Genomic DNA, 16,577 nt, shown 5'->3' with positions numbered 1-16,577 from the left:
CGCCCGGTCAAACCGGGCGTTGTTCAAGTGCAAGACGCACACCAAAGATAACCAAAACCGCTCCCGTGGCCGCATTGAGTGTCTGCGCAAAGCGTGCGCTGGCGAGCCATTTGCTGGCTCCTCCTACCATCAGCACCACGCTAATCTGCCAGATATTGGCAATCACAAAATGCACGCCCGCCAGCCACAGCGACTTCAACAGTGCAGGGTCCGTCGGTGCGATAAACTGTGGCAAGAAGGCCATATAAAAAACAACGGTTTTGGGATTCAGCACGTTTGATAACAGCCCTTCCTTAATTGGCTGCCATAGGGGTACGCGTGCAGACTCGTTCATCACACCTTTCACGGGCAACGGCGTTCCCCGCCGGGCGGCTAACAGGCTGGTGATCCCCAACCAAATCAAGTAAGCCGCCCCTGCCAGCTTCAGCATATTAAATGCCCATGCCGACTGGAGCAGAATGAAAGAGATACCTAACGCGGATACGGTGGCATGCACAAAGAGTCCGCAACAAATCGCCATGCTTGTGGCTACTCCATCTCGTACCCCACCCCGCGCCGTATTTCGGATAACCAAAAGCGTATCCACGCCCGGGCTTATCGACAGCAGCGTAATGGCCACCAAAAAGGGAATAAACTGCGCGTCGATAAGGTTGAGTTCCATCATGGGCAAGGCTCGCTGAGGTATAAAGAATCTTAACCACGTCACTGGACGTGCTGATTATTTGCTTCTAATGTAAATTTGGCGGGTAGGCGCTCAGCCACCCGCTCAATCATTAAGCACGTTAAGGATATGAACGATGGCAACTGGCACTGTCAAGTGGTTCAACGACACCAAAGGTTACGGCTTCATCTCTCCCGATGATGGCAGTGACGATCTTTTTGCTCATTTCTCGGAAATTCAAGCTGAAGGATTTAAGACCCTGCAAGATGGTCAGAAAGTCAGCTTCGAGGTGACACAGGGTAAAAAAGGCCTTCAGGCTTCCAACATTCGCGCCGCCTAAAAGCGCTGAATGGAGAAAGGAAAGGCCCGCCAAGGCGGGCCTTTTTTTATGGTGACGACTCGGCGTCTTCGTCAGTCACTCCGTTGGTCGAACGCTCATTTTCCAACGCCTGAAACTGCTCCTCAAGGCGCTGCTGTGCCTCTTCAAATTGACGTTCAGTATCTTCAATTAATGCGTCCACGTCTGTTGCCTCAAGCTCTCCTTCAAGCTGAGGAGTGTCAGGCAAGCTGCTTTCGCGCTCCCAGCTTGGCTCAATCGGGTCGTTCTCCATAGGCATTAACTCTGGAGACTGCTGCTCAATCTCTTGGAACTGCTCTTCAAGCTGCCGCTGCGCTTCTTCAAAGCGGCGCTCGGTTTCTGCAATCACATCATCCACGTCAGAGCGGGTGGTTTCTCCCGGCATGGCGCTTGCCTCATCTAGCGCCTCTTCTGGGTCAGCAGCAAGAGTCTCCGCGTCAGCCTGCAGCGACTCATTGGGCAAAGCGTTGGCCTCCGTGTCTGTTTCACGCATAGCCTCCGCTTGCTCTAACTCTTCCGCCGCTTGACGAGCCTCAATATCGTCTTCTACCTCGCTCGGTGAAGGCACCTCTGATGGCGCTGCGTCTTCGGTGCTGTCAGCCCCACTCTCAGCGGGCGGATCGGCGGGCGACTCATTTGCCACTGAGGCAGGCTCGCCGGCTTGATCAGTGGTGGCAGACGGCTCCTCAGGAGCGACCGCGGCCTCTTCCTGGCTATCTCCGCAAGCGCTGAGTAACAGCGCCATGCTGGCCAGTACAGGCATCCAGAATCGGTTAGTCATCGAGTGATGCTCCTTACAGCTAAATATATGTTCAGTGTCGGTCGTTGGCAGACAGCAGCGTACACCCTTCAGGCAGCAGAACCTTGAGCGCCAGGGGGACAACCTCGGCACTAAACCGGTCATAACGCCTAGCTTCACCATCTAGGGTTAGCGGCCAAGGTTCATCGTCGGGCTGGGTAGTGACCGTTAGCTGGCTCGCCGTGAAGTAGCGCACATAGCGACCTTCTGCTGGGAACTGCTGCAGCTCAGCAAGTAACGCAGGTAGCTCGGTCACTGAGTGAAAATCTTTCACGAGTAGGACATCGAGCCGACCGTCATCCAGCTTGGCCCTGGGGGCCAGCACTTGCCCGCCACCCGATTGCCGACCGTTACCTAGGGCAAGCAGCAGCAGTGAAGCCGCCTGCTCCTCATCTCGCCAGTGCAACGTGCCGCGGTAGCTTCGATGCCGCCAGGCTTTTAACGCCCCCATAAGCGAGTAGGCACCGCCACCTAACATACGCTTAAGCGTTTTCGGCGTAGAGGAGGTAATTTCTGCCCCAAAGCCCCCAGTGGTCATATTGACGTAGTAACTCACCGCCTGCTCGCCATTCGCTTCAGCGGTCATTCTGATCACATCAATAGGAGACGCAGCAAAACTCACCGCTGCCGCTAACGCTTGGTCTGGCTCAAGCGGCAGGCCCACGGAATTAGCAAAATCATTGGCACTACCAAGCGGCACCACGCCTAGCGCAGGCCGATGGTCGTGGGGGATCTGCATTAGTCCGTTGACGACTTCGTTTACCGTGCCATCGCCCCCGCAGGCAATCACACGGGTGGCTCCTAGCTCGACCGCTTGGGCGGCAAATTCAACGGCATCGCCGCCTTCCCAGGTGGCGCGAACGATAATGGGCGTCCCTGCCTTACGTTGCGCTTCAACGGCGTCGCGTAGCGCCGGATTTCCGGCAGACTTACCGTTAATAATCAGTAAATAACGCTGCTGTGAATCTGTCACCGGCGCCTTCCCTCTCCATGGTTAATTCGCTGGCGTTACCTTATGCCAGCGCTTTCTCAACAACCTCAAATACATTAGACGATAGCGGTTCTTGCTTGATCCGCTCTAGCTCCGCACGCATCAACTGCTGGCGTACTTCATCAAACCGCTGCCAGCGAGTTAAGGGCGTGACTAATCGCGCTGCAATTTCAGGGTTCAGGCGGTTTAGTTCAATGACCACGTCTGCCAATAACGCGTACCCTTTACCATCCAATCGATGGAAATTAACGCGGTTCTGAGCAAAGGCCCCAATCAGCGCACGTACTTTATTGGGGTTCTTCATTGAGAACGCTGGATGCTGCATTAAATACTGCATGCGATCCAATACATCCGGCTGAGGGCGTGTTACTTGAATCGTAAACCACTGATCCATCACTAGCGGATCGTGCGCCCACTTTTCGCCAAACGCTTTTAGCGCTGGCGTCGCCAGATCATCACGATCGCTATGCACCAACAGTGTCAACGCATGACGCACGTCCGTCATATTATGATTGGCCGCAAACTGCGCTTCACACAGCGCGATACTTTCTGCGTCTTCAATGGACACTAAGTAGGCCAGCGCAATATTTTTGAGGCTTCGTTGGGCGATTTGTTCAGCGGTCGGCGCATACGCCTCATCGGTAACATTAGCGTTGTACACGCTAAGGAACTCTTCACGAAGTGCCAACGCCAGTGATTGACGCACAAATTCACGCGCGGCATGGATCGCGTCCACATCCACAATCGGCTGCTGCTCCGCGATATAGGCTTCCGAAGGCAACGTTAGCATTTCAGCCAACACCGCTTTGTCGTCCATTGAAGACGTGAGCAAGGCTCTAAACGCCTCCACTACCCGGCTGTCCATGACCTTCTCAACACCGTTTCGGTGAGCCGCAATGAGGTCTTCAAGGGCCAGCATCGCCAAGCGCTGCCCGGCATCCCAACGATTAAAGCCATCGCTATCATGGGTTAACAGAAAAGCGAGGTCTTCCCGTGAATAAGGGAAATGCAGTTTTACAGGGGCCGAGAAGTCGCGAAGTAGCGAAGGGATCGGCGCTTCTGCTACATCGGTGAACACAAAGGTTTGCTCATCGTCGGTAAGATGAATAACGGCATCTTTACCGAGCTTCTCTCCCTCAAGGGTCAGGGTAAGGTCCTGACCCGATTTAGTACCCACCAAGCCCATGCGTACCGGAATATGCAGCGGGTGCTTATCCGGCTGGCCAGGAGTGGCTGGGGTACGCTGACGCAGGGTAAGGTGGTACTCCGCATGGGCGTAGTCATACTCGCCGTGAGCGTCAATTTCCGGCGTGCCTGCCTGGGAGTACCAGCGCATAAACTGGCCTAAATCAATGCCAGACACCTCGGCCATGCAGCCAACGAAGTCTTCAATGGTTACGGCTTGACCATCAAAGCGTTCAAAATAAAGATCCGAGCCACGCCGAAACGCTTCCCAACCCACCAAATTGCGCAACATGCGCACCACTTCAGCCCCTTTCTCATAAATCGTCAGGGTGTAGAAGTTGGTAATTTCGATGTAGTGATCCGGGCGAATGGGGTGTGCCGTGGGGCCTGCATCTTCGGCAAACTGAGCGGTGCGGAAAAACGATACGTCTTGGATGCGCTTCACCGGGGCTGAGTTGGTGTCCGCGGAGAAGCACTGATCGCGGAAGACCGTAAAGCCCTCTTTTAGCGAGAGCTGGAACCAGTCGCGGCAGGTGACGCGATTGCCTGACCAGTTATGAAAATATTCATGGGCCACAATACCTTCAACGTTTTGGAACGCCGCATCGGTAGCGGTATTGGGGTGAGTCAGCACAGCGGCAGAGTTAAAGATGTTTAAGCCTTTGTTCTCCATTGCCCCCATATTGAAATCATTCACCGCGACAATCATGAACAAATCAAGGTCGTACTCGCGGCCATAAGTTTCTTCATCCCATGTCATTGCTCGCTTCAGCGACGCCATCGCATGGTCGGTCTTATCGAGATTCTCTTGTTCCACCCACAGCTGCAGCGTGACTCGGCGGCCGCTCATGGTGGTGAAGTGATCTTCAACCTTGGTTAAATCGCCTGCCACCAGCGCAAAAAGATAGCAAGGCTTGGGATGCGGATCCTCCCAGGTCACAAAGTGTCGGCCGCTCTCTACAGTGCCGTGATCAACTGGGTTGCCGTTCGCCAATAGCACCGGCTCCTGCTGCGCATCACCTATCACGGTGACCTTAAACGTGGCCATGACATCCGGGCGGTCAGGGTAATAGGTGATGCGGCGAAAGCCTTCCGCTTCACACTGCGTGCAGTACATGCCGTTCGATTGATAAAGACCTTCCAAGGCTGTGTTACTGCTAGGAGAAATCTCTACGTCGCTCTCCAGCGTAAACGCTGACGGAACACTGGAGATTGTGAGCGTCTCGTCGGTGAGCTGGTAATCGGCTTCAGCGAGGGCCTGGCCGTTGATCGCGAGTGCGTGCAGCGTCAGGTGCTCGCCGTTCAGCACCAGCGGTGCGGTTTGGTCGGCACTGGCGTGGCGCTCAACGGTGAGGCGTGCTTTAACACGGGTCGCGGTGGGGTCAAGATCAAACGTCAGCTCGGTATGGGTCACCTGGTAGGCGGGCGGCTGGTAGTCGCTTAAATAAACCGGCTGCGGATCAGACATCATGCGAAACTCCTGTAGGCTATCAAGTATCTGAGTAGCGCAAGCACTGCGCTACTCGATGGACGTTGCTTATCGTATTAGTCGCGGAAGTTATCGAACTGCAGCGGCAAATCGGGGCCCTCTTCTGCGCGCAACAGCGCCATCACGCTCTGCAAGTCATCGCGCTTCTTGCCCGTGACGCGCACTTTTTCGCCCTGAATCTGAGCCTGTACCTTTAATTTACTGGCTTTAATGCGCTTGACCACATCTTTTGCTTCCGCTTGATCAAGCCCTTGCTTGAGCACCACTTCCTGGCGCGCTTTTACGCCTGAGAGCATCGCGTCTTTCACATCCATACAGCGCGCGTCGATGCCTCGGGCAATCAAACGATTGCGCAGCACATCCAGCATTTGCTTGAGCTGAAAATCGACCTCAGCTTCCATCTGTACTTTATCGCCTTCCAGAGCAAAGCTGGCATCCACACCTTTAAAGTCAAACCGTGACTGAACTTCACGGTTTGCTTGGTCAACCGCGTTGGCGGCTTCGTGCTGATCAAATTCTGACACAATATCAAATGAGGGCATGACAATGTTCCTGGCAAGACATGACCCACTATTCTAGAGCAGCAAGCACCCAACCGGCCAATTCTCTTGGAAAAACTTGAACATTCCCTTTGCAACGCGCCCGCAGGCCGCCTCAAAAGTTATACAAACGCTCTGCTCCGCGATGTTAAATTACTGCCCGCTGGCGTACTCTGCTGATAGAACACCTTAAGCCAATCAACGAGGAGACATAATGAGCGATCGCGATGCCCGCCACAAAGCGTCCATGGAAAAGCTAAAGGCCCGGGTGGATGACAAAGTAGCCCAAGCCACCGAACAGCGTGGCCTGCTGCTGGTCAACACGGGCAATGGCAAAGGCAAAACCACAGCGGCCTGGGGCACCGTAACGCGCGCCCTGGGTTACGGCTATAAAGTGGGCGTCGTACAGTTTATTAAAGGCTTATGGGAGTGCGGTGAACGCAATCGGCTGGAAGAGGACCCCAACCTGAGTGTTGCCATTATGGCCACGGGCTTTACCTGGGACACCCAAAACCGTGAGTCAGACACCGTTGCCTGTCAGGAAGTATGGCAGGAAGCCGAGAAAATGTTGGCAGACCCAGACACCTACCTAGTGGTGCTGGACGAAATCACCTACATGCTAAAGTTTGGCTACTTAGATATTGAAACCGTTAAACACGCGCTGCTTAATCGGCCAAAAGAGCAAACGGTGATTATCACTGGGCGCAATGCTCATCGCGAGCTGGTCGCTATGGCAGATACAGTGACCGAGATGCAGGAGGTACGCCACGCCTTCAATAACGGCCTGCAGGCCCGCCGCGGCATTGATTTTTAAGTAGACTTCCATACAAAAGGGGCGGCAAAGCCACCCCTTCACTTCGTCGGCATTATCGCATCAGACGTATCCGACAATACCGTGCTCAACGATCACTTAACTGTCAAACGGGTTACGCAGCACGATCGTCTCTACACGGTCTGGGCCGGTAGAAATAATATCGATGCTGGTGCCTACCTGCTCTTCCAGGAAGCTGATATAAGCGCGGGCGTTAGCAGGCAGGTCTTCTACCTTCTTCGCGCCCAGGGTGGACTCTTTCCAGCCCGGCAGATCGTGATAAAGCGGCTCAACCGCTTCATAGCCTTCAGAATCCACCGGGTTATCCAGCACGTCACCATCTTTGCTGCGGTAGCCAACACAAACACGGATATTTTCCAGGCCGTCCAGTACGTCCAGCTTGGTCAGGCAGATGCCGGAGACAGAGTTGATCTGCACCGCATGACGCAGAGCCACCGCATCAAACCAACCACAGCGACGCGGGCGACCCGTGGTCGCACCAAACTCGTGGCCGCGCTCCGCTAGGTGGCGGCCGTGGTCGTCAAACAGCTCCGTGGGGAACGGGCCGGAGCCTACGCGAGTGGTGTAAGCCTTGGTAATACCCAGCACGTAATCAAGGTACAGCGGGCCCACACCGGAACCGGTTGCCGTGCCACCCGCAGTGGTGTTGGAGCTGGTAACGTAGGGGTAAGTACCGTGGTCGATATCCAGCAGCGAACCTTGGGCACCTTCAAACAGGATGTTTTCGTTTGCCTTACGCAGGTCATGCACCATGCTCACGGTATCGCATACCATCGGGCGCAGCTCTTCGGCCATTTGCATGGCGCTATCCAGCACTTCCTGGAAATCTACCGCGGGCTCACCGTGGTAATTCACCAACACGAAGTTGTGGTAGTCGAGCACTTCACCCAGCTTGGAGGCAAACCGCTCGCGGTGCAGCATATCGCCCAGGCGTAAGCCGCGACGAGCGACCTTGTCCTCGTACGCAGGACCAATGCCGCGGCCGGTGGTGCCAATTTTGGCAACGCCACGAGCTTTTTCACGCGCTTGGTCCAAACGCACGTGGTAAGGCAGGATCAGCGGGCACGCTGGAGACAAACGCAGGCGCTCACGCACAGGCACGCCTTTGGCTTCCAACTCGCGGATCTCTTTGATCAGCGCTTCCGGGGACAACACCACCCCGTTACCAATGACACAGGTTTTGCCAGGACGCAGCACGCCTGAAGGAATCAGGTGAAGAACGGTTTTTTCACCGTCAATGACCAGCGTGTGGCCTGCGTTATGGCCGCCTTGAAAGCGCACCACGGCTGAGGCGGATTCAGTGAGCAGGTCAACGATCTTGCCTTTGCCTTCATCACCCCACTGGGTACCCAGGACTACGACATTCTTACCCATTATGCACTCGTCTCTTGTGTCAGGGTCGTTGTATGCCAACGACCATCGATAAACTCAAGACGGCGGTCACAGCTGTGTTCCGCCGGCCCAGTACGCTGCCCAGGCAGCGCTTGAATTACGCGTTCACCCTGCTCACGCAGCGCCGCAATAGCAGCGTTAAGCGACTCTTCTTCTTGGGCAGGTGCCCAAATCGCACCCCGGCTGGGTGATGCCAGCGCCAGCGATGCCAGTTGCTTAAGATCCATGGAGAAACCGGTCGCCGGTCGTGCCCGACCAAAAGCACGTCCTGTATCATCATAGCGCCCGCCTTTCGCTAGGGCATGCCCATAACCGGGCACATAGGCCGCAAACATCATACCGGTGTGGTATTGATAACCGCGCAGCTCTGCTAAATCAAAATAGAGCGAGACGTCAAAGCGCGCCAGAACCCCTTTATAAAGCGCTTCTAGCTGGTCCAGTGCCGCCATCACCGGCGCAGGAGCGCCTGCAAACCGTTCGCGGGCCTCCCCAAGTACGCTGGCATCGCCGTGCAGCTCACCCAGTGCCATCAGCATCTCTGCGAGCACAGGATCACTCACGCTGGCGCTCACCTGCTCTGCTAGCTGCCCGGGCGATTTTAACGCCAGAGCTTCAAATAGCGCACGCTCTTGCTCATCGCTGAGCGCAGCAGCCTCAACAAGGCTACGGTAAATACCAATATGGCCCAGCGCTAAGTGAATCTCATCAGCGCCCGCCGCATGCAGACTTGCCAATGCTAAGTGGATGATTTCACTATCGGCTTCTAAGCCTGCGTGACCAAACAGTTCAGCGCCTACCTGCACCGGGCTGCGGCCACCCTGGTGTTGATCAGCTTTAGCACGCAGTACATTAGTGCAGTAGCACAGCCGTACCGGGCCTTGGCGCTTGAGCGAATGCGCGTCCATTCGCGCCACTTGAGGCGTGACATCGGCGGAGGCACCCATCATGCGACCCGTTAATTGGTCAGTCAGCTTGAACGTTTGAAGGTCGAGATCCGTGCCGGTACCTGTCAGCAAGGAGTCCAAAAACTCCACCGGCGGCGGCATTACTTGGTCGTAGCCCCAGCAATGGTAAAGATCAAGCAGCGCACGGCGCAGCTCTTCCATGCGGCTTGCCTGAGGCGGCAGCACCTCATCCATGCCGTCGGGCAATAGCCAGCGGTCAGCGATGGTCATGTGAACAATCCTGCGAGACGATGAAGGCCCTTTCTGATAACGCCACCCAAAGCCTCACAAGGCGTTGCGTGGAAACGTTCACGAAACGAGGGCCACAAAAAAACCGGGCGACGCCCGGTAGATAAAGTCTATCACGTTTATACGCTAGATGAACCCCGCCAAGCGTACCGCTTAACGGGGTTCAAAGCGCTATTACTCAGCGCTACTGGGCACTGAGCTGCGCAGGTAGCGGAAGAAATCGCTATCCGGCTCTAGCACCAACAGGTTGCCATCGCCAGAGAAGCTTTCACGATAGGCGTTTAGACTGCGCCAGAAAGCGAAAAACTCCTGATCCTGGCCGTACGCCTGGGAGAAAATCGCAGCTGCCTCGGCATCACCTTCACCACGCAAGGTTTCAGAGCGCTCGTTAGCTTGAGCGAGCAGAACCTGACGACGGCGGTCGGCGTTAGCGCGAATACGCTCGGCCTCTTCTTGACCCTGAGCGCGCCACTCACGGGCTTCACGCTCACGCTCTGAACGCATACGCTCGAATACAGCGGCAGAAACATCTTCTGGCAGGTCGATACGCTTTATACGAATATCGCGAACCGCCACACCGAGCTCTTCACGCATCAGCTCGTCAAGCTCTGAAGTTGGGCCGGTCATCAGGTCATCACGGCGTTCGGCAATGATTTCCTGCAGATTCAGCCGACCAAACTCGTTACGCAGACTCTCATCCACTCGCGGTTGAATCAGGCGAATCGCCATCATCTCATCGCCAGCAGTCGCTTCGTAGTAGCGAGTAGGGTTCACTACTTGCCACTTCACATAGGAGTCTACAATGACCGCTTTCTGCTCTAGGGTCAGATAGCGGCTGGTATCGGTATCCAGCGTTAGCAAACGGGTGTCAAATTTACGAATTGTCTGAGCAATCGGAATTTTGGCATGCAGGCCAGGCTGAATATTTTCTTCAATGACCTCACCAAAGCGCAGCTTTACGGCGCGTTCGGTTTCATCCACCACATATAAGCTGTTACTTGCTAGCCACGCTACCGCGGCTAAGCCACCTACGATAAGCAGGGAACGATTATTAATCATTTAGCGGCCCTCCCTGCGGATAGGGTTGTTACTAGACGACGATGAGGAGCTGCTCTGATTGCCACGCAGTGACTCCAGCACGCGCGGATCAATCGCATCACTACTACTGTCGCCGCTGTTGCTGGAAGTTGAGCTGCTGTCGCCGCTATTACCACGCATCTGATCTAATGGCAGATACATCAGCGGCGCATTTTCGCTCACATCCAACAGCACCTTGGGCGTGCTACCAAAGACTTCCTCAATTGCATCCAGGTACATACGCTCACGCATGATCTCCGGCGCATTGCGATATTCGGTCAACAACGCATTGAAGCGGTTAGCTTGACCTTGCGCTTCGGCAACGACGGACTCGCGGTAACCCTGACCTTGCTCAACCACACGCTGGGCTTGACCCTGTGCGGCAGGAATGATCGCGTTAGCGTAAGCCATACCTTCGTTGATGGTCCGCTGACGATCTTCGCGAGCACGGATAACGTCATCAAACGCATCAATGACCGGCGCAGGTGCAGAGGTTGATTCAATGTTGATGGTTTGCAGACGAATACCCGCGCCATAGGCGTCTAAGTAGGTTTGCAGACGACTAGCAACAGAGCTACCCAGAATCTCACGGCCGGAGGTCAGGATATCGATCATATCCGTTCCGCCCACCACGTGACGCAGTGCAGAATCCAGCGCATTTTCAATCGACAGCGCCGGGTCACGTACGTTAAGTACGAAATCACGCGGGTTGGCCACTTGATACTGCGCAGAAATTTCCACTTCGACGATGTTCTCGTCGCGCGTCAACATGGACTGCGTTTGAGAGACGGAGCGAACGCGGGTGACGTTCACCATCCGAACATCGTCAATCAGCGGTGGATTCCACTGAAGGCCTGGCTCGACAATACCTTGGTACTCACCAAAGCGCAGCACAACACCACGCTCTGATTGGTCGACCAGATAGAAACCAGATGCCGCCCAAATTGCCAGGGCCACGATAACCAGCAGGCCAGGCAGTGCGAGAGAGTTGCGCGGCTTACCGCCGCCACTCTTACCGCTACCACCACCACCGCTTTTTTTACCGCCGCCACCAAGCATGCCATTGAGCTTGTCTTGGAATTTTTTCAGCGCTTCGTCAAGATCAGGTGGCCCTTGGTTATTGCCACCATTATTGCCGTTGTTGCCACCACCATTGTTTCCACCACCATTGTTCCCACCGCGATCACCGCCGCTGTTATTACCGCGTCGGCCACCACCGCTCCAAGGGTCGTGCTGGTTGCCACCACCAGGCTCATTCCAGGCCATACTTCGTCTCCACTAAGGTGTTCACCTGCACTTTGCCTTGTATTTATGCAAGGCCGGGTGCTTTTGATATTATTGCTATATCAATCTTGTACCATACTGCTACAGCCACATGCTATGGCCTTGGTACTTGATGGGCTACCATTCGTCAGATTCGCGTAATGCTTCTGGTAAATAGGTATTAGCACGCTCGCCCAACTGAGCCATCAGCTGGTTGAAATCACGCCTGGGCAAACGCACATCCAATACGGAGCGCCCTTGCTCATCAAAATTCTCTTCGCGCACGGCATTTAATTCATGCAGACCTGCACGTAACTTTCCCTGCTCCGGCGTCAAAGTTAGCGAAAAGCCAATAACGTCGTTCGCTAAGCGCTCGGTCAGCGCTTGATGCAAAAGCTCAAGGCCAACGCCCTGCTGGGCTGATAACCATACCACCTCAGGTACGCCATGCCCGTCGCGCTCAATACGCGGGGCGCTATCTAGCTTGTCGATTTTATTCATGACTTTAAGAACCGGCACGTTATCTGCCCCGATCTCTTTCAGTACATTATCCACTTGCTCGACGTTAAGCTCTCGGTCGGGGTCGGCTGCATCGATGACATGCACCAGCAGCGTTGCCTCTGCCGCCTCTTGCAGCGTGGCCTGAAAGGCCTCAACCAGCTTATGGGGCAAGTGGCGAATAAAGCCTACGGTATCTGCCATCACCACTGGGCCAACGTCTTCGATTTCAAGTCGACGAAGTGTTGGGTCCAGGGTAGCAAATAGCTGGTCCGCCGCATAAACCTCTGCGCTGGTCAACGCGTTAAACAGCGTCGATTTACCCGCGTTGGTATATCCCACCAGAGAAACGCTGTGGATTTCTGCCCGCGCACGGGCGCGCCTATTTTGCTCACGCTGACTACGTACTTTATCAAGCCGCTTGTGAATGGACTTAATGCGGCCCCGCAGCAGACGTCTGTCAGTCTCTAGCTGTGTTTCACCAGGACCACGCAAACCAATGCCGCCTTTTTGACGCTCAAGGTGCGTCCAGCCGCGAATGAGGCGGGTGGACATATATTCAAGCTGGGCAAGCTCTACCTGCAGCTTACCTTCGTGAGTTCGTGCCCGCTGCGCAAAGATATCGAGTATCAGACCGGTACGGTCCAACACGCGACACTTGAGCTCTTGCTCAAGATTACGCTGCTGAGAGGGACTTAAACTGTGGTTGAAGATGACCAGTTCTGCTTGATGAGCTGCGAGCATTGCCCGCAGCTCTTCCAGCTTTCCTGACCCGATAAATGTACGGGAATCAGGCCGCTGTCGGCTAGCTGTGAGCAATGTCGCGGGCTCTGCGCCAGCAGAGCGCACGAGCTCCAAGAACTCACCCGGGTCTTCACGTGCTTGCTCATCATAGAAGTCTACGTGAACAAGAACTGCCGTTTCACCGGCTTCTGGGCGTTCAAAAAACAATCAATACCTCGTGGACTCTCTTGCTATCCAGCGATGTTAGATTTCAGCATCAGGTGCTGAAGGATCTTGTGCCGGCAGACGCACATTGCGCGAAGGCACCACCGTGGAAATAGCGTGTTTATAAACCATCTGACTGACGGTATTGCGCAACAAGATGACAAACTGGTCAAACGATTCAATCTGGCCCTGCAGCTTAATGCCGTTTACCAGGAAAATAGAGACCGGAATGCGCTCCTTGCGCAAGATGTTCAGGTACGGGTCTTGAAGGGACTGCCCTTTGGACATGTTGCTCTCCCTAAAACTGTCGTTGGGGTTGGTTATCAAATGGCGTGCCCTACTGGTGCTACGCCGCAATCTTGTTGCCCGAAAGGCCCGGTGTATCAAAAGCGTTTGCCGGCCACTCGAAAACACTTGCTTACGAAATCACTATCTTACGCTAAGCACCGCTATCACGCACGAATTTCAGAAGCTTATCCAATGCGTCTGGTTGCTGCGTGTCTATCCAGTTCAACGATGGCCAGCTACGCAACCACGTGAGCTGACGCTTCGCTAACTGCCGAGTGGCAATAACACCTCGGGACACTAGCTCGTCCTGACCATAAGCACCGTCTAAATACTCCCATGCTTGACGGTAGCCAACACTTTTCATCGATGGCAAGCCAAGATGGATGTCTAAACGCTTTCTGAGGGCGGCCACCTCATCTATCAAGCCCTCATTCAACATTGTTTCAAAACGCTGGGCAATGCGGTGGTGAAGCACCTTGCGATCATTCGGGGCTAGGGCTATCGACAACACCCGCCAGGGAAAGGTTTCAGGCTGCTGTTCTTCCCAGAGTGCGCTCATAGGCCGACCACTGGCATAAAACACCTCCAAGGCCCGCATTAACCGCTGCGGGTCGTTGGGGTGGATACGCGCTGCCGAGACCGCATCTACTTCAGCAAGGGCACGATGCAAACCAGCCACCCCCTCCGCTTGGCGCTTCGCCTCAAGCTGTTCACGAATAGCTGCGTCTGCCGCAGGTAGATTCGCGACACCCTCTACGAGACGTTTAAAGTAGAGCATTGTGCCGCCTACCAGCAGCGGCACCTTCCCCTCCGCGCTGATTTGCCGCATCTCATGAAGGGCATCTTCACGAAAATCTGCCGCTGAATAAGGGTCAGCAGGGTCGCGGATATCAATCAGCCGATGGGGTGCCCGCGCAAGCTCCTCAGCACTGGGCTTAGCGCTGCCCACATCCATTCCCCGGTAGACCATGGCAGAATCAACGCTGATGAGTTCATGGCCTAGTCGTTCGTGAAGTGCTATCGCCGCATCGGTTTTGCCAGCGGCGGTGGGCCCCATCAAAAATATCGCCCAGGGGCGTGTGTCAGCCATCTGCTTACCGCACTCCGTTCATTGTCTTCATCATTACTGTCCGCGTAAAAACAGGCGGTCGAGCGCTTTCATGCTCATTTGCGTCCAGGTGGGGCGACCATGATTGCACTGATCGCTGCGTTCGGTGCGTTCCATGTCGCGTAACAGAGCATTCATTTCATCGAGCGTTAAACGACGATTAGCGCGCACGCTACCATGGCACGCCATGGTAGACAGCAGCTCATGAATCCGTGCTTCCACTTGATGCGTGCGCCCAAAACGCGCCAGCTCTTCCAGCATTTCACGCACCAGCGCTTCTGGGTCAGCCTGCGCCAATAGCGCTGGCAATTGACGTACTAGCAAGGTCTCAGGGCCAGCCACATCCAGCTCAACCCCTAGCTGTGCAATGGCATCGCGCTCGCTCTCTGCAGTGGCCACTTCGCTCCGGCTCGCTGCCAATGAAACCGGCACTAGCAGCGGCTGCGTATCAATCCCTTTAGCCGCCGCCAGTTGGTTTTTCATGCGTTCGTAAACAATCCGTTCATGGGCCGCGTGCATATCTACCAGCACCAGCCCCTGAGCGTTTTGCGCCAAAATGTAGACGCCGTGAAGCTGGCCTAATGCAAAGCCCAGCGGCGGCGCGGCAGTGGCATCGTGGGCAGGCATGGCAAGCGGCGCTTCGCGCACTTCGTTTGCCGCTGGGCGCTGGCTGGGCGGGCTTGGCTGAGGCGTTAATAGCGTCTCTTCGTGATCAGGATGGAGCGCTTGGTACCCTTGCATAAAACGACGCACCCGCTCAGCACCGGGATGCCGGTCCGACCCTTCCGAGAGTGGCATGCCCTGCTGCTGCCATCTCGGCTCGGGCGGCTCTACCGCCTTGGGCGATGCAGGATCATCTGCTGGCTCAGAGTGCTCTTCTGGCGACGCCTGCTCCTCATCAGAAGGCTTTGAAGCCGCCAGACAGTGGTGCAAGCTTGAATAGAGAAAGTCGTGGACCATCCGGCCATCGCGAAAGCGCACTTCATGCTTGGTCGGATGAACGTTAACGTCGACCACATCCGGATCAAGCTCTAAATAAAGCACAAAGACCGGATGGCGGCCGTTATACAGTACGTCCCGATAAGCCTGACGCACGGCATGCGCCACTAAGCGGTCACGCACTACCCGGCCATTGACGAAGAAGTACTGCTGATCAGCCTGGGAGCGGGAGTGTGTCGGCAGACCCACCCAACCACTTAGCCGAAGCCCTCCTGCTTCGCGTTCAATATAGCGGGCGTGTTCAATAAAGTTTTTGCCCAGCAGCGAAGCAATGCGGCGCTCACGGGCGGCAGGCGTATGACCCGGCGGCAGCTGGTGCACCACTTTTTGGTTGTGACGCAGCACCCATGCAATGTCGTAACGCGAGAGCGCCTGGCGTCGAAAAGCCTCTTCCACATGGGCAAATTCGGTCTTTTCAGTGCGCAAAAATTTGCGCCGCGCGGGCGTATTGAAAAACAGATCGCGCACGGCAACACTCGTGCCGCGGGGATGCGGCGCTGGGGTGACTCTTGCCTCCATACTGCGACCTTCGGCCACCACCCGCCACCCCTGGCGAGGGTCTTCGTCCGCATTAGAAACCAGCTCTAAACGAGAGACCGAACTAATGGAGGCCAGCGCTTCGCCCCGAAAGCCCAAGGAGCTGACGCCCTCCAGGTCTTCCAGGCTGCTAATTTTGCTGGTGGCATGGCGGGCCAGTGCCAGAGGCAAATCCTGCTCGCCAATGCCAATGCCGTCATCACGCACTTTAATCAGCCGCGCACCGCCCTGCTCAATCTCTACTTCAATACGCTGACTGCCCGCATCGATGGCGTTCTCAATCAGCTCTTTTGTCACTGACGAGGGGCGCTCCACTACTTCACCGGCTGCGATCTGGTTCGCTAAGCGGGGGTCGAGCACATGAATACGACCAGACAGCGAGTTCAATTCAGTCAACCAACACCTCAGAAGCTAATCATC

Annotated in this window: 15 protein-coding genes; 2 read left to right on the top strand and 13 right to left on the bottom strand. The window is 55.4% G+C overall.

Annotation, left to right across the window (positions count from 1 at the left end; translation table 11 throughout):
- Positions 1-7: 7 nt before the first annotated feature.
- Entirely contained in the window at positions 8-664 is a 657-nt protein-coding gene (locus IEW65_RS04730) for a LysE family translocator (protein ID WP_188638358.1), read from the bottom strand.
- A 133-nt stretch (positions 665-797) separates the two neighbouring features.
- Here IEW65_RS04730 and IEW65_RS04725 point away from each other — a divergent pair, with 133 nt between their 5' ends.
- Complete coding sequence (locus tag IEW65_RS04725) at positions 798-1,001, top strand: cold-shock protein (RefSeq protein WP_188638357.1); 204 nt, start codon at positions 798-800, stop codon at positions 999-1,001.
- Between the two features lie 46 nt (positions 1,002-1,047).
- Here the strand turns inward: IEW65_RS04725 and IEW65_RS04720 are convergent, their stop codons facing one another.
- The 4 genes from IEW65_RS04720 to IEW65_RS04705 form a co-directional block, all read right to left on the bottom strand.
- On the bottom strand, positions 1,048-1,800 hold the full coding sequence (locus IEW65_RS04720) for a prolipoprotein diacylglyceryl transferase (protein ID WP_188638356.1): 753 nt from the start codon (positions 1,798-1,800) through the stop codon (positions 1,048-1,050).
- A gap of 31 nt (positions 1,801-1,831) precedes the next feature.
- Positions 1,832-2,791, bottom strand: coding sequence for a lipid kinase YegS (yegS, locus tag IEW65_RS04715; RefSeq protein ID WP_188638355.1), 960 nt, complete (start codon positions 2,789-2,791; stop codon positions 1,832-1,834).
- Between the two features lie 40 nt (positions 2,792-2,831).
- The gene (pepN, locus tag IEW65_RS04710) at positions 2,832-5,462 is read right to left on the bottom strand and encodes an aminopeptidase N (RefSeq protein WP_188638868.1); all 2,631 of its coding nucleotides are present in this window, start codon (positions 5,460-5,462) and stop codon (positions 2,832-2,834) included.
- 77 nt (positions 5,463-5,539) lie between these two features.
- Positions 5,540-6,025 (bottom strand): YajQ family cyclic di-GMP-binding protein, encoded by a 486-nt coding sequence (locus IEW65_RS04705; protein WP_188638354.1) that lies wholly within the window; start codon positions 6,023-6,025, stop codon positions 5,540-5,542.
- A 211-nt stretch (positions 6,026-6,236) separates the two neighbouring features.
- On the opposite strand from IEW65_RS04705, the gene cobO reads away from it, so the two are divergent.
- Complete coding sequence (cobO, locus tag IEW65_RS04700; RefSeq protein ID WP_188638353.1) at positions 6,237-6,836, top strand: cob(I)yrinic acid a,c-diamide adenosyltransferase; 600 nt, start codon at positions 6,237-6,239, stop codon at positions 6,834-6,836.
- 96 nt (positions 6,837-6,932) lie between these two features.
- Here the strand turns inward: cobO and IEW65_RS04695 are convergent, their stop codons facing one another.
- The 8 genes from IEW65_RS04695 to mutL all read right to left on the bottom strand — a co-directional run bounded on the left by IEW65_RS04695 (position 6,933) and on the right by mutL (position 16,553).
- Positions 6,933-8,228 carry an adenylosuccinate synthase gene (locus IEW65_RS04695; RefSeq protein WP_188638352.1) on the bottom strand — a complete coding sequence of 432 codons (1,296 nt, stop codon included), beginning with the start codon at positions 8,226-8,228 and terminating at the stop codon, positions 6,933-6,935.
- Positions 8,228-9,421, bottom strand: coding sequence for an ATP phosphoribosyltransferase regulatory subunit (locus IEW65_RS04690; protein ID WP_188638351.1), 1,194 nt, complete (start codon positions 9,419-9,421; stop codon positions 8,228-8,230). Before IEW65_RS04690 ends, IEW65_RS04695 begins: the two co-directional genes overlap by 1 nt.
- 192 nt (positions 9,422-9,613) lie before the next feature.
- Positions 9,614-10,498 carry a protease modulator HflC gene (gene hflC / locus IEW65_RS04685; protein ID WP_188638350.1) on the bottom strand — a complete coding sequence of 295 codons (885 nt, stop codon included), beginning with the start codon at positions 10,496-10,498 and terminating at the stop codon, positions 9,614-9,616.
- Positions 10,499-11,782: an FtsH protease activity modulator HflK gene (gene hflK, locus IEW65_RS04680; RefSeq protein ID WP_188638349.1), complete on the bottom strand. Its 1,284-nt coding sequence runs from the start codon at positions 11,780-11,782 to the stop codon at positions 10,499-10,501.
- 135 nt (positions 11,783-11,917) lie between these two features.
- Entirely contained in the window at positions 11,918-13,228 is a 1,311-nt protein-coding gene (gene hflX / locus IEW65_RS04675) for a ribosome rescue GTPase HflX (RefSeq protein ID WP_188638348.1), read from the bottom strand.
- Between the two features lie 36 nt (positions 13,229-13,264).
- The gene (hfq, locus tag IEW65_RS04670) at positions 13,265-13,513 is read right to left on the bottom strand and encodes an RNA chaperone Hfq (protein ID WP_159342598.1); all 249 of its coding nucleotides are present in this window, start codon (positions 13,511-13,513) and stop codon (positions 13,265-13,267) included.
- 151 nt (positions 13,514-13,664) lie between these two features.
- Positions 13,665-14,603 carry a tRNA (adenosine(37)-N6)-dimethylallyltransferase MiaA gene (miaA, locus tag IEW65_RS04665; protein WP_188638347.1) on the bottom strand — a complete coding sequence of 313 codons (939 nt, stop codon included), beginning with the start codon at positions 14,601-14,603 and terminating at the stop codon, positions 13,665-13,667.
- A 33-nt stretch (positions 14,604-14,636) separates the two neighbouring features.
- Positions 14,637-16,553 (bottom strand): DNA mismatch repair endonuclease MutL, encoded by a 1,917-nt coding sequence (gene mutL, locus IEW65_RS04660; protein ID WP_229755478.1) that lies wholly within the window; start codon positions 16,551-16,553, stop codon positions 14,637-14,639.
- Positions 16,554-16,577 lie beyond the last annotated feature (24 nt).

This window comes from Vreelandella lutescens (genome assembly GCF_014640815.1).
GTDB lineage: Bacteria > Pseudomonadota > Gammaproteobacteria > Pseudomonadales > Halomonadaceae > Vreelandella > Vreelandella lutescens.
This window is presented reverse-complemented; position numbering and strand designations above follow the sequence as displayed.